This window comes from uncultured Clostridium sp. (genome assembly GCF_910588715.1).
Classification (GTDB): Bacteria; Bacillota; Clostridia; order Clostridiales; family Clostridiaceae; genus Clostridium.
This window is the reverse complement of record NZ_CAJURG010000010.1, coordinates 38135-56533: the sequence shown is the minus strand read 5'-3', so window position 1 is coordinate 56533 and position 18399 is coordinate 38135. Positions and strand designations below refer to the sequence as shown.

Sequence of the window (18399 nt, the reverse complement as noted above, 5' to 3'; positions counted from 1 at the left end):
TGCGACCTCATGGTCCCAAACCACGCGCGCTCCCATCTGCGCCACACCCCGGTAAAATGGTGCGTGTTAAGAGATTCGAACTCCTGGCCCACGCCTTAGAAGGGCGTTGCTCTATCCAGCTGAGCTAAACACGCTTAATACCAAAGAACGTTTATTATTTTAAAACATTTCTTTTTTTATGTCAAGTCTTTTTTTCAAAAACTTAAATGGAGCGGGTAGTGGGAATCGAACCCACCTTTCCAGCTTGGAAGGCTGGAGTATTACCGATATACGATACCCGCATATTTTTATTAGTTAATTCAATCTTTCTTAAAGATTAATTTATTTTAACTAAATTGGTCGGGGTGACAGGGATCGAACCTGCGACCTCATGGTCCCAAACCACGCGCGCTCCCATCTGCGCCACACCCCGGTAATCATATTGCTGTACCTCGCAGCGACAATGATTATTGTACCTCATGATTTTTAATACGTCAATACTTTTTTTTATTTTTTTTAAATTTATTTTATAGTTCTTTTATATATGCAATTACATTTCCAGTATCAGTTAAATCAATGTAGCCTAAAGTCTGATTAATTCTACCCATTCCATGAGAAATACTTCCTGGATTCATTAATATTAATTCATCATATTCCTCAACAATAGGTAAATGAGAATGACCAAATAAAACTATATCTGCTCCTAATTCTTTTCCCTTATAATAAATAGAATTATAACCATACTTAACATTATATCTATGCCCATGGCATATGAATATTCTCTTTCCGTTAATTTCTATCAATCTTTCTTCTGGATATTTTCCGGAAAAGTCACAATTTCCTCTAACAGCATATACCATACCATTAAAATCTTTTATTATTTCATTTAAATCATTTTCTCCATCACCTAAAAAAATAAGTACCTCTGCATTATTTATTTTTTCTTTTATTTTATTTATACTACTTCTATTACCATGAGAATCACTTATAATAGCAATAAGCATTATAATCATCCTTTCTTTATAAATATTCTAAAATATGCATTACATAAAATTTTATGTAATGCATATTTTTTATTTTTAAAATTTTTTAAGCTAATATTTCTTTAAGTCTTTTAAGTGCATTTCCTCTATGGGATATTTCATTTTTTTCTTTTGGTGTTGCTTCACCAAAGGTTTTATTTAGTTTATCACAGAAAAATAATGGATCATAACCAAACCCACCTTCTGTTTTTAATTCTTCTATAATACTTCCCTTAACTTCTCCTCTTATACAATTAATAGTACCATCTTCAAAAACTACTGCAATTACACATACAAATTTGGCACTTCTATCATTACCTTTAAAATTTTTCATTTCTTTTAATAACTTAATATTATTATTATAATCATTTCCATGCTCACCGGCATATCTTGCAGAATATACTCCAGGTGCACCATTTAGGCAATCTACCTCTAAGCCTGAATCATCTGATAATACTATAAAATTACTTTCACCCTTATTTAATAAATATTGCTGTATCTCAATTGCTTTCTTTTTCGCATTATCTTCAAAAGTTAAACCATCTTCTTCAACTTCTATATCAATATTCATATCTTTTAATGAATAAACTTCATAAGGATATTCTTTAAGTATCTCCTTTATTTCTTTTATCTTTTTTATATTATTGCTTGCTAAAATTATTTTTTTCATTTTATTCTCCTGTTCCAATCCATAAAGAATCCATTTTTAATGCTTCTTTTTGTAATTGAATCATTTGTTTTATTCCCTTTTCAGCTAAATCTAGAAGTTCGTTTAATTCTTTTCTGTTAAATGGTGCTTCTTCTCCTGTACCTTGAATTTCTACAAATTCACCTTCATCAGTTCCAATAATATTCATATCAACCTTTGCTGTTGAATCCTCTTCATAACATAAGTCAAGTAATTTTTCTTCCCCAACAATTCCTACACTTGTTGCACATAAAAACTTTCTAATAGGATATACTTTAAATGGTTTTTGTCTATGAAGTTTATTCATTGCATCAACTAAGGCAACAAAAGCTCCACAAATAGATGTAGTTCTTGTTCCACCATCTGCTTGAATTACATCACAATCTATCCAAATAGTCTTTTCTCCTAATGCCTTTAAATCTACTACAGATCTTAATGCCCTACCTATTAATCTTTGAATTTCCATGGTTCTACCATCAATTTTTAATCTTGATATATCTCTTGGCTTTCTTGTTGATGTAGAACGGGGAAGCATATTATATTCTGCTGTTATCCACCCTTCTCCAGTACCTTTTAAAAAGGGAGGAACTTTCTCTTCTATTGATGCTGTACAAATTACTTTTGTGTCACCAACTTCAATTAAAACTGATCCCTCTGCATGTTTTATATAATTCCTAGTTATTTTTGCATGTCTAACTTGGTCGTTCTTTCTTCCGTCACTTCTCATTTATAATTCCTCCATTTTAACACTTACTTTATATATATAAAATTCTCCTTTTTTTAAAAATAATGCAACAAATTCTCACTCTACTCATAATATTAATATAAGGATTAATTAAGAGGTGAAAAATTTGAGATATATTGGGCCATTTTTTAGAATGAATAGCCTTTCCGAAAAGGAAATTAACGGACAACTTTTTTATTTATCTAAAGAGGCAGTAAAAACTATTGTATTAAACTCAAGATGTGGTTTAGTCTCTCAAATAAAAAAGTATAATAAATTATCGTCTTCAATTGATATTACCACAAAAAGTAATTTTTCTCCACTATTATGTGTGTATAGAAAAGCTTCTCCAACTTTTATCCATAGCAAAAATTCAAATGGATTTGATGAAGAAACATTTAAGAAAGAAATCAATCCAAGCACAAATGCATTAATGTCATTATGCTTATTAGAATTATTAGATTATTATAGAAGTTTTGAAAACACAGATAAAAGTATATATTCAATAAATGAAATATACAAAAATTTAACAAAAGATCAACTTGATTTTTATTCAAGTCACTTAAGAAACAGAGAAGGCGTATTTGTAGATAAAAAAAATCTATTAGAAAATAATGCTAAAAACTTCAATTTGGTTGATAAAGATAAAAAATTCAAGTTTTCTGATCAAGCTTTTATGATGCTTGCTTACTATTTATATTCTATAAAGAACCCTAATGATGAATCTGCTGAACTATATAATGAGTTTTCTGATCAAATTTTAAAAATGTTTTGTGATTTTAAGGATCAAATTTACGATTGCTCCTTAGATGAAATATGCAAGGTTGTTTTATCTTTAAACTTACTATATAGCTATAGTGATGGTGATAACGAAGAATTAAAGGATTTAATTATAGACCTTTCAGATTATGCTATGGGTAAATTTGATGAAAAAGATTATTACATCGATTCCTTAGATACAGCTTCATTATGTTCTATAGTTTTAACTTTATCTTATAAACATACAAAAATAATAACATTTTCAGAAAAAACAACTGAAATTATAAATAGATTGTATACATTATATGATGAAGAAAAGGGTGCTTTTTATAAGCTTTCTTCAAAGAAGGAAATCAAATATTCATGCTTTGATATTACGTTTTATGTTTTAGCATTTATCACTTATCAAAATATAATTAGTAATTCTACTGAATATAAGCTGATGATATCTACAGTATATAAAAAATTTATTATAAATTCAGGTTTAATAACAAGTTGGCCAGAAGCTCCAACTTTAGATGATTATGAAAGATATCGTGGATTTACCTTAAATTCTAATGATATGGTAGATGAAAGTTACTTTAGGATGCCTAACATACCTACCCCTGATAGTACTGGAAATGCTCCTATATTTAATAAATATGTAACATATAATAAACGTAAAGATTCATTTTCAGTTGGCAAAAGTAGCTTTGATAGTTATAGAAATTTTTTAAATTTCTTTTTAATTATTCATTTATTTAAAGATGAATATATGGATGAGTTAGGATTATTAGATGGTGATATTCCTCCTATTAACAATGATGATTTATTAAGAAATGAACCTAAAGATGATATTGATACCCCTCTTGATGAAATTGTTGAATCTGAAGAAGATGATGAAATTGATAACCTTGATAGGTCTAATGAAACTATTGAGGCTGAAGAAATTATTGAAGCTCCAATTGAATCATCAGAAGTAATTGAGATTACTGTTGAAGAAGTAATTATTGAAGAGCCTACTAGAGAAATACCTGCTCAAAGTTTAAATATACCTATTGAAGATATTATTGAGTCTGATGAAAATTAATTATAAAGAGGTAATCAAGGAATATAAATATTTCCTTGATTACCTCTTTACTTTTTTATGCTTTTAAAATCTATATTTCCATTTCCATCTAATATACTTTTATCAATAATACTATCAACTGCTATTGTATCATTATAAAATAATAACGGTAATATCCTATAATTATTAAAAAGCTCCTCTTCTATTTCTGCAAATAATTCTTCTTTTTCAGCTTTAGAGCTTGAATTATTTATCATTTCTCTTTTTTTCTTCGGTAAAAAATTGGAAATAGTATTAAAAAGTTGTTCATCATCTTCTAATTTTGCATAAACATTAACTAAAGCAATATCATAATAATTTTTTTCACTGATTAAGTTCATATCTTCTTCTGATAATAAATTAGATACAACTATAATATCTGTATTATTCTTAAACCAATTATATATATAATTAGTTATATCCTTATTTTCTAAGCTCTCCTCAGCTACTAAAACAATTTTACTCGGCATAGATATATTTTTTTCAGTATTTACCATAACATTTCGACTTTGAAGTTTTGTCAAATCCTCTTTATCTTCTCTAAAATAACTACACTCTGCTAATTCAACTAATATTTTATTTTGATTTTGATATTCTTCTATAGCTGTATTTACTAGCCTATAAATTTCATTTTTTACCTCATTAGAAAAATTAGAACTATTTACATTAAATGCTAAATACAATGCCTCATCTGATATTGCCTCCACTAATTTATTTTCCTTTTTTAATCTTTCCAATTGACTTTTAGGTGGATTGATTACAATATCCCTATCCCCTATTTCAAAAGCTGCTAATGCTAAGTCTTCACTATCATCCTTAACTAAGTGTATTGTTTGTGCTAATTCTACACTAGATTTTTCATTTCTTTTTAATATAATTTCCTTTTCACTTATAACATCTATATAATAATCTCCTGAATAAGGAATTTTTTTATAATTTGAAGTTATATCTTCCCAAAATAAAACATCTTTTCTTAATCTATATTGTGGCTTTGTTAATTCTTCAATAAATCCATCATCCTTTGAATTTAATCTTATTTTTATATTATCTTTATCAATAGTAATTGCCACTGTTTCATTAAAACTTTTATTGCTTTCTAAATATTCTTTTACTCCAAAAACATTTAATAATGCTGATATTTCATTATCTTCTGTAATCACTTCCCTAAAAAAAGATACAATATCCTCTGGTGTTATTTTATTTCCGTTACTCCAATATACATCATTTCTTATTTTAAAAACATATTCTAATCCATCTTCAGTCACCTGATAACTTTCTGCTAATACTGGCTTTATGTCTCCATTAGAATCAAGCTCTACTAATCCCTTACTAGTCGCACAAACTATATCTTGTTGCCTTTTGTATAAATCTCCTATAGATTTTAAATTTTTTGGTATACTATTTATAGAATAAACAATATCTGCTGTATTGTTTGAAACTTGCTGTGGTGTTCTATCTATAAAACTTAATAAAACAATTATAGTTACAATAGAAATGGAAATAGTTAATATTATTTTTTTCAAATTAATTCCTCCTTTCTATATTCTTTTTTTAATTATAGACATAATTACTATTAATTAATCTTTTAAAATATTAAGTTACTATTTTTTTATATCATTGTTTCCAATTTATGATATAATACTTCTAAACAATATTGAAAATTTTCATATTAAAAAGTAAACAAAATTACTAAATAAATATTTAATTTTTTTATAAAATCATGGAGGTATGAAATATGACAACTGCACTGCAAGTGGTTCAAATAATTTTTCAATCAGTAGCTATTATTTTTATGATTTGTTTTATGTTTATTGGGATATGGTCTTTCATAGCCTTTCTTAAAATGGCTAAAAATCAAAGGATACAAATATTTTTATTAGAAAAAATAAATAAAAGCATATCATCTCTTGAAAAAATATCAAATGCAGATGAAGTTTCTTTAGATACAAACTTTTTAATGGAAGATTTAGCTTCTAATGACGGAGATAATATTATAAAGTTTGATGATAATATAAAATAAACATAAATAATCAGAATAATCCTTATAATCTATTAATAACAATTTATAAATCTATATAAAAAAGAGCTATATCATATTAAATCTAAAAATTTCAATATGATATAGCTCCTTTATTTTATATTAAATCATCTTTTCAAATTCTTCTTCTGATAATATAAAAATACCTAAATCTTGTGCTTTAGTTAATTTAGAACCTGCCTCTTCCCCGGCTATTACATAATCTGTTTTCTTACTTACACTTCCAGAAACCTTTGCCCCTAAAGATTCAAGCTTAGCTTTTATTTCACCTCTAGAATAATTTTTCAAACTTCCTGTAACTACTACAGTTTTTCCACTAAATGAACTTTCAATAATCACTTGCTCTTCAAATAAAGGATTTACTCCAAGACTTAATAAATCATTTATAATATCTAATATCTTTTCTTCTTTGAAAAACTCTAAAACACACTTAGCTACAACATCACCAACATCTTGTACAGACACTAAATCTTCAAAAGTAGCATTTTTTAATCCATCTAAAGATTTAAATCTATTAACCAAATCCTTTGCTGTTTTAACTCCTACATTTGGAATTCCCAAAGCATATATAAACCTATATAGTTCAGGTGTTTTGCTTCTTTCTACTGCATCTAACAAATTTTGAGCCTTCTTTGGTCCAAATTTATCTAAAGTTATTAATTTATCATATTCTAATTTATATAAATCTGCAATTGATCTTATATCAAGTTTTTCAAATAACTGCTCTGCTGTTTTCTCAGAAAAACCTTCAATATTCATAGCATCTCTACAAGCAAAATGAACTATACTTTTTACCATTTGAGGCTTACAAGATAATGTATTTTCGCAAAAATAATGAGCTCCATCTAATACTAGATGACTTCCACATGCTGGACATGTTTCTGGAATTTTAATTTCTATCGCATTTTCTAAACTATCTTTAACAACTCCCATAATTTCTGGAATAACATCATTAGATCTTCTAACAAATACATCTGCACCTATCATTACACCTTTTCTTTTAATATCATCCATATTATTAAGAGTTGCTCTCTTAACGGTAACTCCTGCAAGTTCAACAGGTTCAAGAATTGCAGTAGGCCCAACTCTACCACTTCTACCAACATTCCATTCAACATCTAAAAGTTTAGTAGTTACTTCTTGTGCTTTAAATTTAAATGCAATTGCCCATTTAGGAAATTTAACTGTATACCCTAAAAGTTCCCTAGTTTTTATATCATCTATAGCAATAACTACTCCATCAATATCATAATTTAAATCAAATCTCATATCCTTAATTTCATTTATATATTTATCTATTTCCTCTAAAGTAGTTGCATATCTTATATAATCATCCATAGGAAGTCCTTTTTCTTTTATAAAATTAAGCATTTCTTCATAAGTTTTAAAGTTTTCTCCCTCTTTGTATCCAACATCATAGAAAAATGCAGAAAGACCTCTTCTCGCCGTTTCTTTAACATTTAAATTTCTTAAAGCACCAGCTGCACCATTTCTTAAATTTTTAAGTGGCACATCAGATATAGAATTATACTTATTAAAAGCTTCAACTGTCATTATTGCTTCACCATGAACCTCAAATAAATCACTACTTGAAGTTTTAAGTGGAATTTCTTTTATTGTTTTAACTTGAGCTGTTACTTCTTCTCCAGTTTCACCATTTCCCCTCGTTGCAGCCTTTTGAAGTATACCATTTTCATCATATGTTAAATTAATAGTTAATCCATCAAATTTTTTAGTTATAACATATCTAAGACTAGGTAAATTTTCACCCTTATAATTCATTTCATTTACAAATTTAATATTTCTATTATGCCAATCCCTTATTTCATCAAAATTTTGAGCCTTATCTAAACTCCAAAGCTTTGCTTTATGTGTATATTTATTAAATCCCTTAAGAATTACATCACCTACTCTTTGAGTTGGTGAATAAGGTAATACATATCCTGTTTCTTCTTCTAAAGACTTTAATTCATCATATTTAATATCATATTCTTTATCTGATACTGATGGATTATCTAAAGAATAATATTCATAAGCATATTTATTTAAAAGTTCAACCAATTCCTCTATACGAATTTTCTTATCCATTAAAGCCATCCTTCCTTAACTTACAAATTAAAAGTGGTAAGCTAAGAGTTTAATCTTAAGCTTGCCACCTCTTTTATATAACTCTTATAAAATTTCTAACTTTGCCATTGATAACAATAAATTTTTTACTCCTTGCTGATTAAATGCTATTGTTAACTTCTTATCTCCATTTATATCAGTTATAGCAACTATTGTTCCCTCACCAAATTTATCATGTTTAACCTTTCTTCCAATACTAACCTCAGAAGCATTAATATTAGAATATCCTAACTCTTTATTTGATATAGAATTTTTATTACTTCTTAAGCCAAAATTTCTATTTTCAAAAGTTCCATAATTACTTCTTAAACTATGTGGATTACTAACCTGTGAATTAAATCTATTATTAAAGGACTTATTTTTTAAAAGTTCTGTGCTGCCCTTATTTTCACCAATCATTGTAACATATTCTCTAAGTTCAGGTTTAATTTCTGAAATGAAATCTGATTGAGGATAAGAAACTGTTCTACCAAATACTCTTCTAACTTCAGCAGAAGTCATAAATAAAGTTTCCTTTGCCCTAGTTATACCAACATAACAAAGTCTTCTTGATTCCTCCATTTCAGAATCACTATTAAATGATGCTTGCCCAGGAAATATTCCATTTTCCATACCAACCATAAATACTACTGGAAACTCTAATCCCTTTGCACTATGAATAGTCATTAAAACAACACTACCATTTTCATTTTCTTCATCTTCTAATTTATCTGTATCTTGAACAAGAGAAACCTTTTCTAAATAAGCTTCTAATTGAGTTTTATTTATGTCAAATTCACTTGAACCTGCTTCTTTTTCTTTTTCATAATTTTTTTCAAAGTCAACAGCATCAGATACAAGTTCTTTTAAATTTTCTATTCTACTTTTATCCTCAATTTGTTTTGAAGCTTCAAGCTCTCTAATATAACCAGTATCTTCTAAAATTGTTTGAATTAAATGAGATACTGGAACAGTTTCAGAAATCATCATTAAATTTTCCATAAGTTCCATGAATTTTTCAATCCCTGCACAATTTCTTGCAGTTAAAGTTGGAATAGTTCTAACCTCTGATAACGCATCCCATAAAGGTAATTCATAACTTTCAGCAAAATCTAAAACTTTTTGTATAGTTGCATCTCCTATTCCTCTCTTAGGAACATTTATTATTCTTCTTAATGCTATGCTATCAGAAGGATTAACTAATACTTTTAAATAGCTTAACATATCCTTAATTTCTTTTCTGTCATAGAACTTAGTTCCACCAACAATTTTATAAGCTATAGCTGATCTTCTTAAACTTTCTTCAAATATACGAGATTGAGCATTTGTTCTATAAAGTATAGCAAAATCTTTATATTGCTTATTTTGCTCCTTCTTTATTTTTTCTATTTGATTAGCTACAAATGTACCTTCATCACCATCTGAATATGCTCTATATACTTTAACTTTGCTACCTGAATCTTGCTCTGTTCTAAGAACCTTACTTTTTCTATTTGAATTGTTAACTATAACAACATTAGCTGCATTTAATATATTAGCTTTTGAACGATAATTTTGCTCTAACTTTATTACCTTTGCATCTGGATAGTCCTTTTCAAAACCAAGAATATTCTTAATATCTGCCCCACGCCATTGGTATATGCATTGGTCATCATCCCCTACAACACAAATATTCCTATGTTTTGCTGCAAGTAATGTTACAAATTCATATTGAGCCCCATTTGTATCTTGATATTCGTCTACCATAATATACTGGAACTTTCTTTGATAAAACTCCAAAGTTTCTGGATTTTTCTTAAATAATTCTACAGTTTTACAAATTAAATCATCAAAATCTAAGGCATTATTTTCTTTCAACCTTTTTTGATACATCTTATAAACTTCTGCAATTTTCTTTTCTCTAAAATTATGTTCATGTTCCCTATAATAAGAATCAGCACTTTGCATATTATCTTTTGCTTTGCTTATCTTACTCATTATTTCATTTTCAGTTATTTCTTTATCATTTATACTAAGGACTTTCATACATTCCTTAACAAGAGTTTTTTGGTCTGAACTATCATATATTGTAAAATTCCTTTTATATCCTAACTTTTCTATTTCTCTTCTTAATATTCTTACACAAGTTGAATGGAATGTAGATATCCACATATCATTAGCCTTATCCCCTATAAGTGCATGAACCCTCTCCTGCATTTCCTTAGCAGCTTTATTTGTAAAAGTTATTGCTAATATTTTATAAGGAAAAATATTTAAATCTTCTATCATATGAGCCATTCTATGTGTTAAAACTCTAGTTTTACCAGAACCTGCTCCTGCTAAAATAAGCACAGGCCCTTCAACAGTTACTGCACCTTCATATTGTTCTTTATTTAATAAAGATTTTAAATCCAAAAGAACATCCTCCCTTCATTTTTACGACCAAATTATACATTTTAATCTAACATACAATCTATATAAAAGTTATTATAACATAGTTAATATATATTATTACCTTAATCGTTAAATTTAAAAAGTCTATTATTATATTACTTCGATATAATAACAGACTTTTTTAAATTTAATAAATCAAAACTTATACTAATATTATTTAAATTAATACATTTTTATACGCAAAAAAACGCAACCCTTGGGGCTAGGTTGCGCTTCAGCAATAAACAATAAATAAAAAGGGGGCTATTTAATTCCTTTTATTTATCCTTGCAATAATATTATAGTAAAGAAAAATTTATATTGCAAGATATTTTTGAAAAATTTCTTGCTATTTTGTATTTATATGAATGTTTTTATATCATTTTTTGATTTTTTTCGTTAAAAACCCTTTAATATAGCTAATTCCTCGTCTGTAAGCTCTCTATATTCGCCTTCCTCTAAATCTTCATCTAAAGGTAATGTACCAAACTCTGTTCTTTTTAAATATGTAACCTTTTTATCAACTGCTTCAAACATCCTTTTAACTTGATGGAACTTTCCTTCTTGAATAGTAATCATAACTTCTGAACCTTCATCTGTTGCATTTAATATTTCAAGCTTTGCTTCCTTGCAAACATAACCATCATCTAATGTTATTCCAGCTTTAAATTTATCAATATCTTTATCAGTAACCTTTTTGTCTATTTTTGCATAATAAACCTTATCAACCTTCCATTTTGGAGATATTAATCTATGATTTAATTCCCCATCATTAGTTAATAATAATAATCCAACTGTATCTTTATCTAATCTTCCTACTGGAAATGGTTCAAAAACCTGATGTTCAACTTCTAATAAGTCAATTACTGTTTCATCTCTATTATCAAAAGTTGCGGATACTACTCCATCTGGTTTATTCATCATCAAATAAATAAACTTTCTGTAGAAAATTTCTTCACCGTTAATAACAATTTTATCATTTTCAGGATCAACCTGCATTCCACTATCTTTAACTATTTCCCCATTAACTTCAACTAATCCACTTCTACAAATTTTTTTAAGTTCTTTTCTTGTACCATAACCTAAATTAGATAACACCTTATCTAGTCTTTCCATTAAAACATCTCCTTAAACTTTTATACATATGATTTCATTATTTTGCTATCTTCTACTCAATATTTTATTTAACGTATCAATGCTGAAGTTTTTATTAATCCAATAAACTAGTTCACAATACAACAAATTTCCATTCTAAATTTTATATTTTTAGATATTTTAATGAGTAGTTATTTATTATTTTACTTTATGTAGAATTACTATACAATATAAATTATTCTATATATTTATCTTATTGTTAACTATACTTAAATAATATAATTAATGTATTTCTAAAACTATCTATTTTTTAATTGTAATATAAAAAAGATGTACCATTGTTACAGTACATCTTAAATATATTAACTCCACTATTTTTAAATTATTCTTTTATAACACCTGCTCTAATACTATTTATTATTTTAACACTACCAAACTTAATTTTTTGATATGGATTTTCTATTAAAATTGCATTAATATTATGCAAACCACTTTCAGAAATATCAATTGTTAATGGAATTGTCGTTTTTTCCATTGGATTCACTTTCAAAAATAATTTATCCTCATTATTTAAGCTATTATTTATAATTTCCCAATCTTTTAAAAGAATAATAACATACTCCTTTACCTCAGAATTAGATATATTTCCAACTGTCATATATAAATTTAACTTATCCTCTTTAGTTTTAATTAGTGGTAATTGTTTTAATTCATTTTTATTTTCATGTAAAAAAATCTCTGGAATTGCTGAGTCATTATTATAAGTTAATTCAGTAAAGTTAAAACTTGGTTTATTATATTCTTCAGATTCTACCGTTAAATTAAATCTTATATATAATGTATGAAATTCTTCAGTATCTCTTCTATATTGTTCATCTAAATCGTCATTTGGTTCTTTTACAATAGCAAATATAATATCATGCAATCCCTTACTTAATTCTGGTAACTTTATTGGGATTTGAATATCTTCTTGTTTATCTAATAAAAAATTAAAGTCATTAACTAATTTATCATCAACATAAAATTCTCTTTTTTCATAATCAATAAAGGTTATTAACTTAAATTCTCTTTTTAAATCAATAAAGTTTCCTATATTTATAAATTTTTCAAACTATTCTCCACTATTCAGATAATAATTTGTATTACTATTTACTTTTCCTGACTCATCTAATAATGCAATACTTATATTAGGAACTTCTCTTGAAATAGGTAAATACCCTATATTATTCTTATCTTCAACTTTCTTAGAAAAACTATTATTATCTTGTTTTAAAAAACAACCTACAATTATCATAGTTATAAATGCTACTATTAATAACAAATATGTTCTAATTTTAAACTTCATTATATAAATCTCCTTATATTTATAAAAATAAAGTCATTAATAAATTAATGACTTTATTTTTTCTATTTAAATTTTTTTTGAGTTTCATGATAAGTTGTACTCATTCCTGCGGATTTATAAACATGATTTCCGTATGCTGTTCCCGTAGCAGAAGATGTCCCAGTATTATAACTTACTCCTGCATAACTCGAATATGATTGTTCATCTATTGCTGAACCTTGATAAGTACCATCCTTTTCATAATGTCTTGCTTTTGCTGAAATAAAATCTATCATATAACTTTTTCCAGTGTCTTTCCTAGTACAACTTGATTTAGCGATTATTCTATCAGATCTAAATTTTCCCCTTTTTTATTTTTTAATTAAATATCCAATATAGTAATATTTATCCTTAATTATATTTTATCATCTTTTTATTATTATTCAACATTTTTGTAATTTTTTTACATTTTTGTATATTTTAGTATATAAATATCTTTATTAATCCAAAAAATTCTATAAACACTAAAATTATATTCCTTTAAATATATAGATAATTTTAAAAATATAACCCCTAAGAATTATATATAAAATACAGCTCTTAGAGGCAATAAAAATAAACTATTTAACTTCAAATTCTACTATATCATAATCTTCATATGGAACATCTTTATGAAAACTTTTATCTAAAACTAATACTCTATAATCTCCATTTTTAAATGGAACAAAGGTATAATAATTTTTTCTGCTATATCCTTGTGCTAAAGCCCATTCACCATTTATCATAATATAAAATTCATAACATACTTCTTTTCCACCATTAGATGTAACTTCAAAAGTAACTTCACTTCCTATTTTAAATTCATTAGATAAAATGTGTAGTTTAGTAGAATACACAGGCATAACTTCATTAACATAAACAGAAATTTCTTTTTTACTATCGTAATCTTCTGGTGACTTTTTATTTTTAGCATAAACCACAAAAGTATATTTTCCCGGACACTTAGGCTTTATCATTATAGACTTTTCATTTACAAAGCCAGTATCCTCTACTTCATATCCATTTATTTTAGTCACAAACCTAGTTAAAACATCTTTTGTATTTTTAGCAATTACCTCAACATTGATTGCATCTCCTACCAAATAAGTTTCCTTGCTATTTAATAAAATATAATCAATATTTGCTGATATATAATCCTTTACTTCAATATATAAAGATGTAGAAGAATCATATTCCTTTGATGAAAATTCATCCTTTATTTTAATATGAATTTCATATTGTCCCGCTTCTGTTGGTATAAAATTAGTCCAATTATTTGTTCCAAAATCTATTTTTTCTTTTTCTATACCATCTTTGTATAAAATAAAACTATATAAAGGCTTAATTCCACCTTCGGTTTTAACCTTAATATTTATAGTTTCATTTACTATACATCTTCTACCCTTATCGCACTTAACATCAACAATTTTAACTGGCTTATCTCCCTTATTATAAATTTCATATTCAATAGAAGATTTATCTTCATAATCCCCATCAAATGAAATATCCTTAACCTTAAGTGTTATATTATATTTTCCTTCCTCTCTTGGTTCCCAAACAAATTCATTTCCTCTAATATATCCGCTATCTTCAGATATAGGCCCTTCTATTATATATTTATATAATAATTCTCTTCCTCCATCTACTAATGCTAATAAATCTACGCTTGTTCCAACTAATTGCGGTGATTTAATATCACTTTTAAAAGATTTAATTTCAACCTTATTATATGGATTCACATTATAAACCATAACTGCCCTGTCATCAAAAGCATTAGAAGAAAACATATCTCTTACATAACATAATAGCTTATATTCCCCCGGTAACTTTTCCTTAAAAGTAACCATATTTTTAGAAGAAAAATCTTGAATACATGTAACTTTTCCTTCCTTGCTTATCTTTAAAAACTTATATAATAAAGGTCTATTATTTTCATAATTAGTTTCTACTTTAAAAATTAATTCTTCATTAACTAACATATTATTTGTTAAACATAAAAAATTAGTTATCTCAATCTTTTCTAATTCCATAACCTCAAATTTTATAGTTTTAAATTCATCAACATTTCTTTCAGAATCTACCTTTTTGCATTCTATTAATATTTCTATATTACCAGCTTTAGTTGCTGTAAAAACAAATTCATTTTCTGTAGTATAATCTCTTAAAAGCTCCCAATCGTTTTCGCCCTTTATCCAAAATCTATATAATACTAAATCTTGATTTGCTACAACACTTATATGTAACTTTTCTCCAACATTTATTTTACTTTTATTTATTTCAACATCTGCAATTAAATTTACATTTTCTACTATTTCATATTCTGATCTCCCCAGATAATCATATGCATTCTTACAATTAATTGATTTACCTTGAACCATTATCATATATTTTCCTGGTTTAGTTGGTTTCCATGTACAAATATTACTTTTTGAAAAGTCTTGTATCGGTTTCCATATTCCCTCAATACCTTCCATAAACTTATATTCTACATCATCATTTTCCTCTAATGTTACAGCAATATTTATATTTTTATTTAAATCAGCAGGACTTTTATTGTCAAAATCAATTAAAAGCTCTTTCATTTCTCTCCACCTCGCCATATTATATACTTAAACCCATAATTCTTTACATAATTTTCTATTTTAATTATACTATTTCCTCTTTAAAATAAAAACTGAAATTTGTCTAATATCTAAAAAAAAAAGAACAAACTATAGATATTTTTCTACAGTTTATTCTATATTTTTATCTTGCGTCAAATATAAATATGCTTTTATACAAATAATTAACTATTATTATATAATTAAAGCTATAATAATAAAATTATATATAATAATAGAGATACCTAAAAAGGTATCTCTATTATGTAATCTTTATTTTTAAATGTAACTATTTTAATCTTGACTCTAATTCACTCTTTAATTCTTCATAACCTGGTTTACCAAGTAAAGCAAACATATTCTTTTTGTATGCTTCAACTCCTGGTTGGTCAAATGGATTTATTCCTAATAAATATCCACTAATTCCACAAGCTTTTTCAAAGAAGTAAACTAATTGTCCAAAGTAGTATGGATTTAATTCTGGAATGTTTAATACCATATTTGGTACTCCACCATCATTATGAGCTAATAAAGTTCCTTGGAATGCTTTCTTGTTAACAAAATCAACTGTTTTTCCAGCTAAGAAGTTTAATCCATCAGCATCATTTTCAGAAGATTCTATAACTATTTCCTTAGAAACTTTTTCTACATTAAGAACAGTTTCAAACATTATTCTATTACCATCTTGGATGAATTGTCCCATTGAATGTAAGTCAGTTGAAAAGTCAACTGCAGCTGGGAATATACCCTTTTGATCCTTACCTTCAGATTCTCCATATAATTGCTTCCACCATTCATTGAAATAGTGTAAAGATGGTTCATAGTTAACTAATACTTCTATAGCTTTACCTTTATTGTATAAAGCATTTCTCATAGCAGCATATTGATAACAAGGGTTTTCTTTTAGTGAAGGATTAGAATAAATTTCTCTTGCATCAGCAGCACCTTGCATTATTTCTTCAATGTTTATTCCAGCAGTTGCAATTGGTAATAATCCAACAGCAGTTAAAACTGAGAATCTTCCTCCAACGTTATCTGGAACAACAAAAGTTTCATAACCCATTTGGTCTGCTAATCCTTTTAAAGCCCCTCTTTCTTTATCTGTAGTAGCAAATATTCTTTCTCTTGCTCCTTCAATTCCATATTTCTTTTCCATGAAATCTTTAAATAATCTAAATGCTATTGCAGGTTCAGTTGTAGTACCTGACTTAGAGATAACGTTAACAGATACATCTACACCTTCGATAGCTTCAAATAATTCTGTTATATATGTTGAGCTGATATTATTTCCAACAAAGAATACTTTTGGAGCTTTTCTCTTATCTCTTGGTAACATATTATAAAAATTATTTGTTAACATTTCTATAGCAGCTCTCGCTCCAAGATATGAACCACCTATACCTATAACGATTAAAACATCTGAATTTGATTGAATTTTCTTAGCAGCAGCTTGAATTCTTGCAAATTCTTCCTTATCATAATCAACAGGTAAATTAAGCCATCCTAAAAAGTCATTTCCAGCACCAGTACCCTCATGAACTGTATCATGAGCAAATTTAACTAAACCTTCCATCTTATCTAATTCAGATAAAGATGCGTATGGTTGAACTTTTGATAAATCTAAACTTAAACCATTTCTCATTTCTATACCTCCGAATAATATGATATTGTTAACATTATTTATTATAGCACAAATTTTCTTACAATAACAATTTTAATGTAAACTATATCTATACATTTATCAAATTATTCTTCAATTCCCTTAATTACTTCTTTAATTTTTTCTTCATTTAAAGCCTTAGCTTTTCCTATACTTCCATCAAGCTTATCCCATACATAATTATGCACTTCTACACCGTTAGAAAAGTCTTTATTCGCCCATTTTTCTAATTCATTTGCAAGGTAATCATCATTTCCCTTTAAGTCATTAATAATTTTATTAACAGCCTCCTTAGTGATTTCAGCTTTTCCCCAAACTTGACCATCATTTGCTATTATTATAGTATTAGCCATGTGATGAACTTTTTCATAATATTCTCTTATGTCTATAGATGCCACTTGATTATCTTGATTTTCTACAGCTTCATTTTCCGAATCAATATTTTTATCTTCATTAATTTCACTTACTTTATTAAACGCAAAATTGACAATTTCATATCCATTGCTCCATAATACCAATACTGTTGATAGAGAAGTTATTAATACAACTAGTATAACAATTAACTTTTTACTACTAAACTTTTCTTTATCATAATCTTCTTCATATAAATCATCATTATATCCAGTATCATCTTCTACTAACCCTCTTAATATTTCATTATCATCTAGCAATTTTGAAATGTCATTATTTTCCTGTATAACATCATCTTCCTTTGCTTCATCAGATTTATCATCTAAACTATTATCCTTCTTATTATCATTATTATACTGATTAATTTCTAGCTTATCACGTCTAATAGTTTCATTTAATCTCTCTCTAAGCCCTTTTCCCATAAATGAATTCCTCCCATTTTAAACCTAATTACA

The 18399-nt window shown here is 26.9% G+C and carries 15 protein-coding genes and 3 tRNA genes; 2 read left to right on the top strand and 16 right to left on the bottom strand.

Annotation, left to right across the window (positions count from 1 at the left end; genetic code table 11):
- Positions 1 to 57 precede the first annotated feature (57 nt).
- The 6 genes from QZ321_RS11090 to rph form a co-directional block, all read right to left on the bottom strand.
- Positions 58 to 134: transfer RNA gene (locus tag QZ321_RS11090), tRNA-Arg, on the bottom strand.
- 73 nt (positions 135 to 207) lie between these two features.
- A tRNA-Gly gene (locus QZ321_RS11085) sits at positions 208 to 281 on the bottom strand.
- Between the two features lie 55 nt (positions 282 to 336).
- Positions 337 to 412: transfer RNA gene (locus QZ321_RS11080), tRNA-Pro, on the bottom strand.
- Positions 413 to 506: 94 nt separating this feature from the next.
- A complete protein-coding gene (locus QZ321_RS11075; protein WP_291748556.1) occupies positions 507 to 983 on the bottom strand; it encodes a metallophosphoesterase in 477 nt (158 codons plus the stop codon).
- Between the two features lie 85 nt (positions 984 to 1068).
- Entirely contained in the window at positions 1069 to 1671 is a 603-nt protein-coding gene (locus QZ321_RS11070; protein WP_291748553.1) for an XTP/dITP diphosphatase, read from the bottom strand.
- Position 1672: 1 nt separating this feature from the next.
- Entirely contained in the window at positions 1673 to 2416 is a 744-nt protein-coding gene (gene rph / locus QZ321_RS11065) for a ribonuclease PH (protein ID WP_291748551.1), read from the bottom strand.
- A 124-nt stretch (positions 2417 to 2540) separates the two neighbouring features.
- Between rph and QZ321_RS11060 the strand changes: the two genes are divergently transcribed.
- Positions 2541 to 4241, top strand: a complete 1701-nt coding sequence (locus tag QZ321_RS11060) for a hypothetical protein (RefSeq protein WP_291742838.1) — start codon at positions 2541 to 2543, stop codon at positions 4239 to 4241.
- Positions 4242 to 4288: 47 nt separating this feature from the next.
- Here QZ321_RS11060 and QZ321_RS11055 read toward each other — a convergent pair whose 3' ends face one another.
- Positions 4289 to 5782 (bottom strand): ABC transporter substrate-binding protein, encoded by a 1494-nt coding sequence (locus QZ321_RS11055; RefSeq protein ID WP_291748549.1) that lies wholly within the window; start codon positions 5780 to 5782, stop codon positions 4289 to 4291.
- Between the two features lie 212 nt (positions 5783 to 5994).
- Between QZ321_RS11055 and QZ321_RS11050 the strand changes: the two genes are divergently transcribed.
- Positions 5995 to 6279 (top strand): hypothetical protein, encoded by a 285-nt coding sequence (locus QZ321_RS11050; protein ID WP_291748547.1) that lies wholly within the window; start codon positions 5995 to 5997, stop codon positions 6277 to 6279.
- Between the two features lie 120 nt (positions 6280 to 6399).
- Here the strand turns inward: QZ321_RS11050 and ligA are convergent, their stop codons facing one another.
- The 9 genes from ligA to QZ321_RS11005 form a co-directional block, all read right to left on the bottom strand.
- Positions 6400 to 8385, bottom strand: coding sequence for an NAD-dependent DNA ligase LigA (gene ligA / locus QZ321_RS11045; protein WP_291748544.1), 1986 nt, complete (start codon positions 8383 to 8385; stop codon positions 6400 to 6402).
- Positions 8386 to 8469: 84 nt separating this feature from the next.
- Entirely contained in the window at positions 8470 to 10797 is a 2328-nt protein-coding gene (gene pcrA, locus QZ321_RS11040) for a DNA helicase PcrA (protein ID WP_291748542.1), read from the bottom strand.
- Positions 10798 to 11214: 417 nt separating this feature from the next.
- Positions 11215 to 11931: a pseudouridine synthase gene (locus tag QZ321_RS11035; protein ID WP_291748541.1), complete on the bottom strand. Its 717-nt coding sequence runs from the start codon at positions 11929 to 11931 to the stop codon at positions 11215 to 11217.
- Between the two features lie 361 nt (positions 11932 to 12292).
- Positions 12293 to 12835 (bottom strand): hypothetical protein, encoded by a 543-nt coding sequence (locus QZ321_RS11030; protein WP_291748538.1) that lies wholly within the window; start codon positions 12833 to 12835, stop codon positions 12293 to 12295.
- A 186-nt stretch (positions 12836 to 13021) separates the two neighbouring features.
- Positions 13022 to 13255, bottom strand: a complete 234-nt coding sequence (locus QZ321_RS11025; protein ID WP_291748535.1) for a hypothetical protein — start codon at positions 13253 to 13255, stop codon at positions 13022 to 13024.
- A gap of 62 nt (positions 13256 to 13317) precedes the next feature.
- A complete protein-coding gene (locus QZ321_RS11020; protein WP_291748532.1) occupies positions 13318 to 13530 on the bottom strand; it encodes a hypothetical protein in 213 nt (70 codons plus the stop codon).
- A 324-nt stretch (positions 13531 to 13854) separates the two neighbouring features.
- Entirely contained in the window at positions 13855 to 15855 is a 2001-nt protein-coding gene (locus tag QZ321_RS11015; protein ID WP_291748530.1) for a triple tyrosine motif-containing protein, read from the bottom strand.
- A 307-nt stretch (positions 15856 to 16162) separates the two neighbouring features.
- Positions 16163 to 17515, bottom strand: coding sequence for a glucose-6-phosphate isomerase (locus QZ321_RS11010; protein WP_291748526.1), 1353 nt, complete (start codon positions 17513 to 17515; stop codon positions 16163 to 16165).
- 104 nt (positions 17516 to 17619) lie between these two features.
- A complete protein-coding gene (locus tag QZ321_RS11005; protein WP_291748522.1) occupies positions 17620 to 18366 on the bottom strand; it encodes a DUF6241 domain-containing protein in 747 nt (248 codons plus the stop codon).
- Positions 18367 to 18399 lie beyond the last annotated feature (33 nt).

Coding starts and splice junctions, on each gene's coding strand:
- QZ321_RS11075 (WP_291748556.1), bottom strand. CDS start 983: ATGCTTATTGCTATTATAAGTGATTCTCATGGTAATAGAAGTAGTATA.
- QZ321_RS11070 (WP_291748553.1), bottom strand. CDS start 1,671: ATGAAAAAAATAATTTTAGCAAGCAATAATATAAAAAAGATAAAAGAA.
- rph (WP_291748551.1), bottom strand. CDS start 2,416: ATGAGAAGTGACGGAAGAAAGAACGACCAAGTTAGACATGCAAAAATA.
- QZ321_RS11050 (WP_291748547.1), top strand. CDS start 5,995: ATGACAACTGCACTGCAAGTGGTTCAAATAATTTTTCAATCAGTAGCT.
- ligA (WP_291748544.1), bottom strand. CDS start 8,385: ATGGATAAGAAAATTCGTATAGAGGAATTGGTTGAACTTTTAAATAAA.
- QZ321_RS11035 (WP_291748541.1), bottom strand. CDS start 11,931: ATGGAAAGACTAGATAAGGTGTTATCTAATTTAGGTTATGGTACAAGA.
- QZ321_RS11025 (WP_291748535.1), bottom strand. CDS start 13,255: ATGAAGTTTAAAATTAGAACATATTTGTTATTAATAGTAGCATTTATA.
- QZ321_RS11020 (WP_291748532.1), bottom strand. CDS start 13,530: ATGATAGATTTTATTTCAGCAAAAGCAAGACATTATGAAAAGGATGGT.
- QZ321_RS11015 (WP_291748530.1), bottom strand. CDS start 15,855: ATGAAAGAGCTTTTAATTGATTTTGACAATAAAAGTCCTGCTGATTTA.
- QZ321_RS11010 (WP_291748526.1), bottom strand. CDS start 17,515: ATGAGAAATGGTTTAAGTTTAGATTTATCAAAAGTTCAACCATACGCA.
- QZ321_RS11005 (WP_291748522.1), bottom strand. CDS start 18,366: ATGGGAAAAGGGCTTAGAGAGAGATTAAATGAAACTATTAGACGTGAT.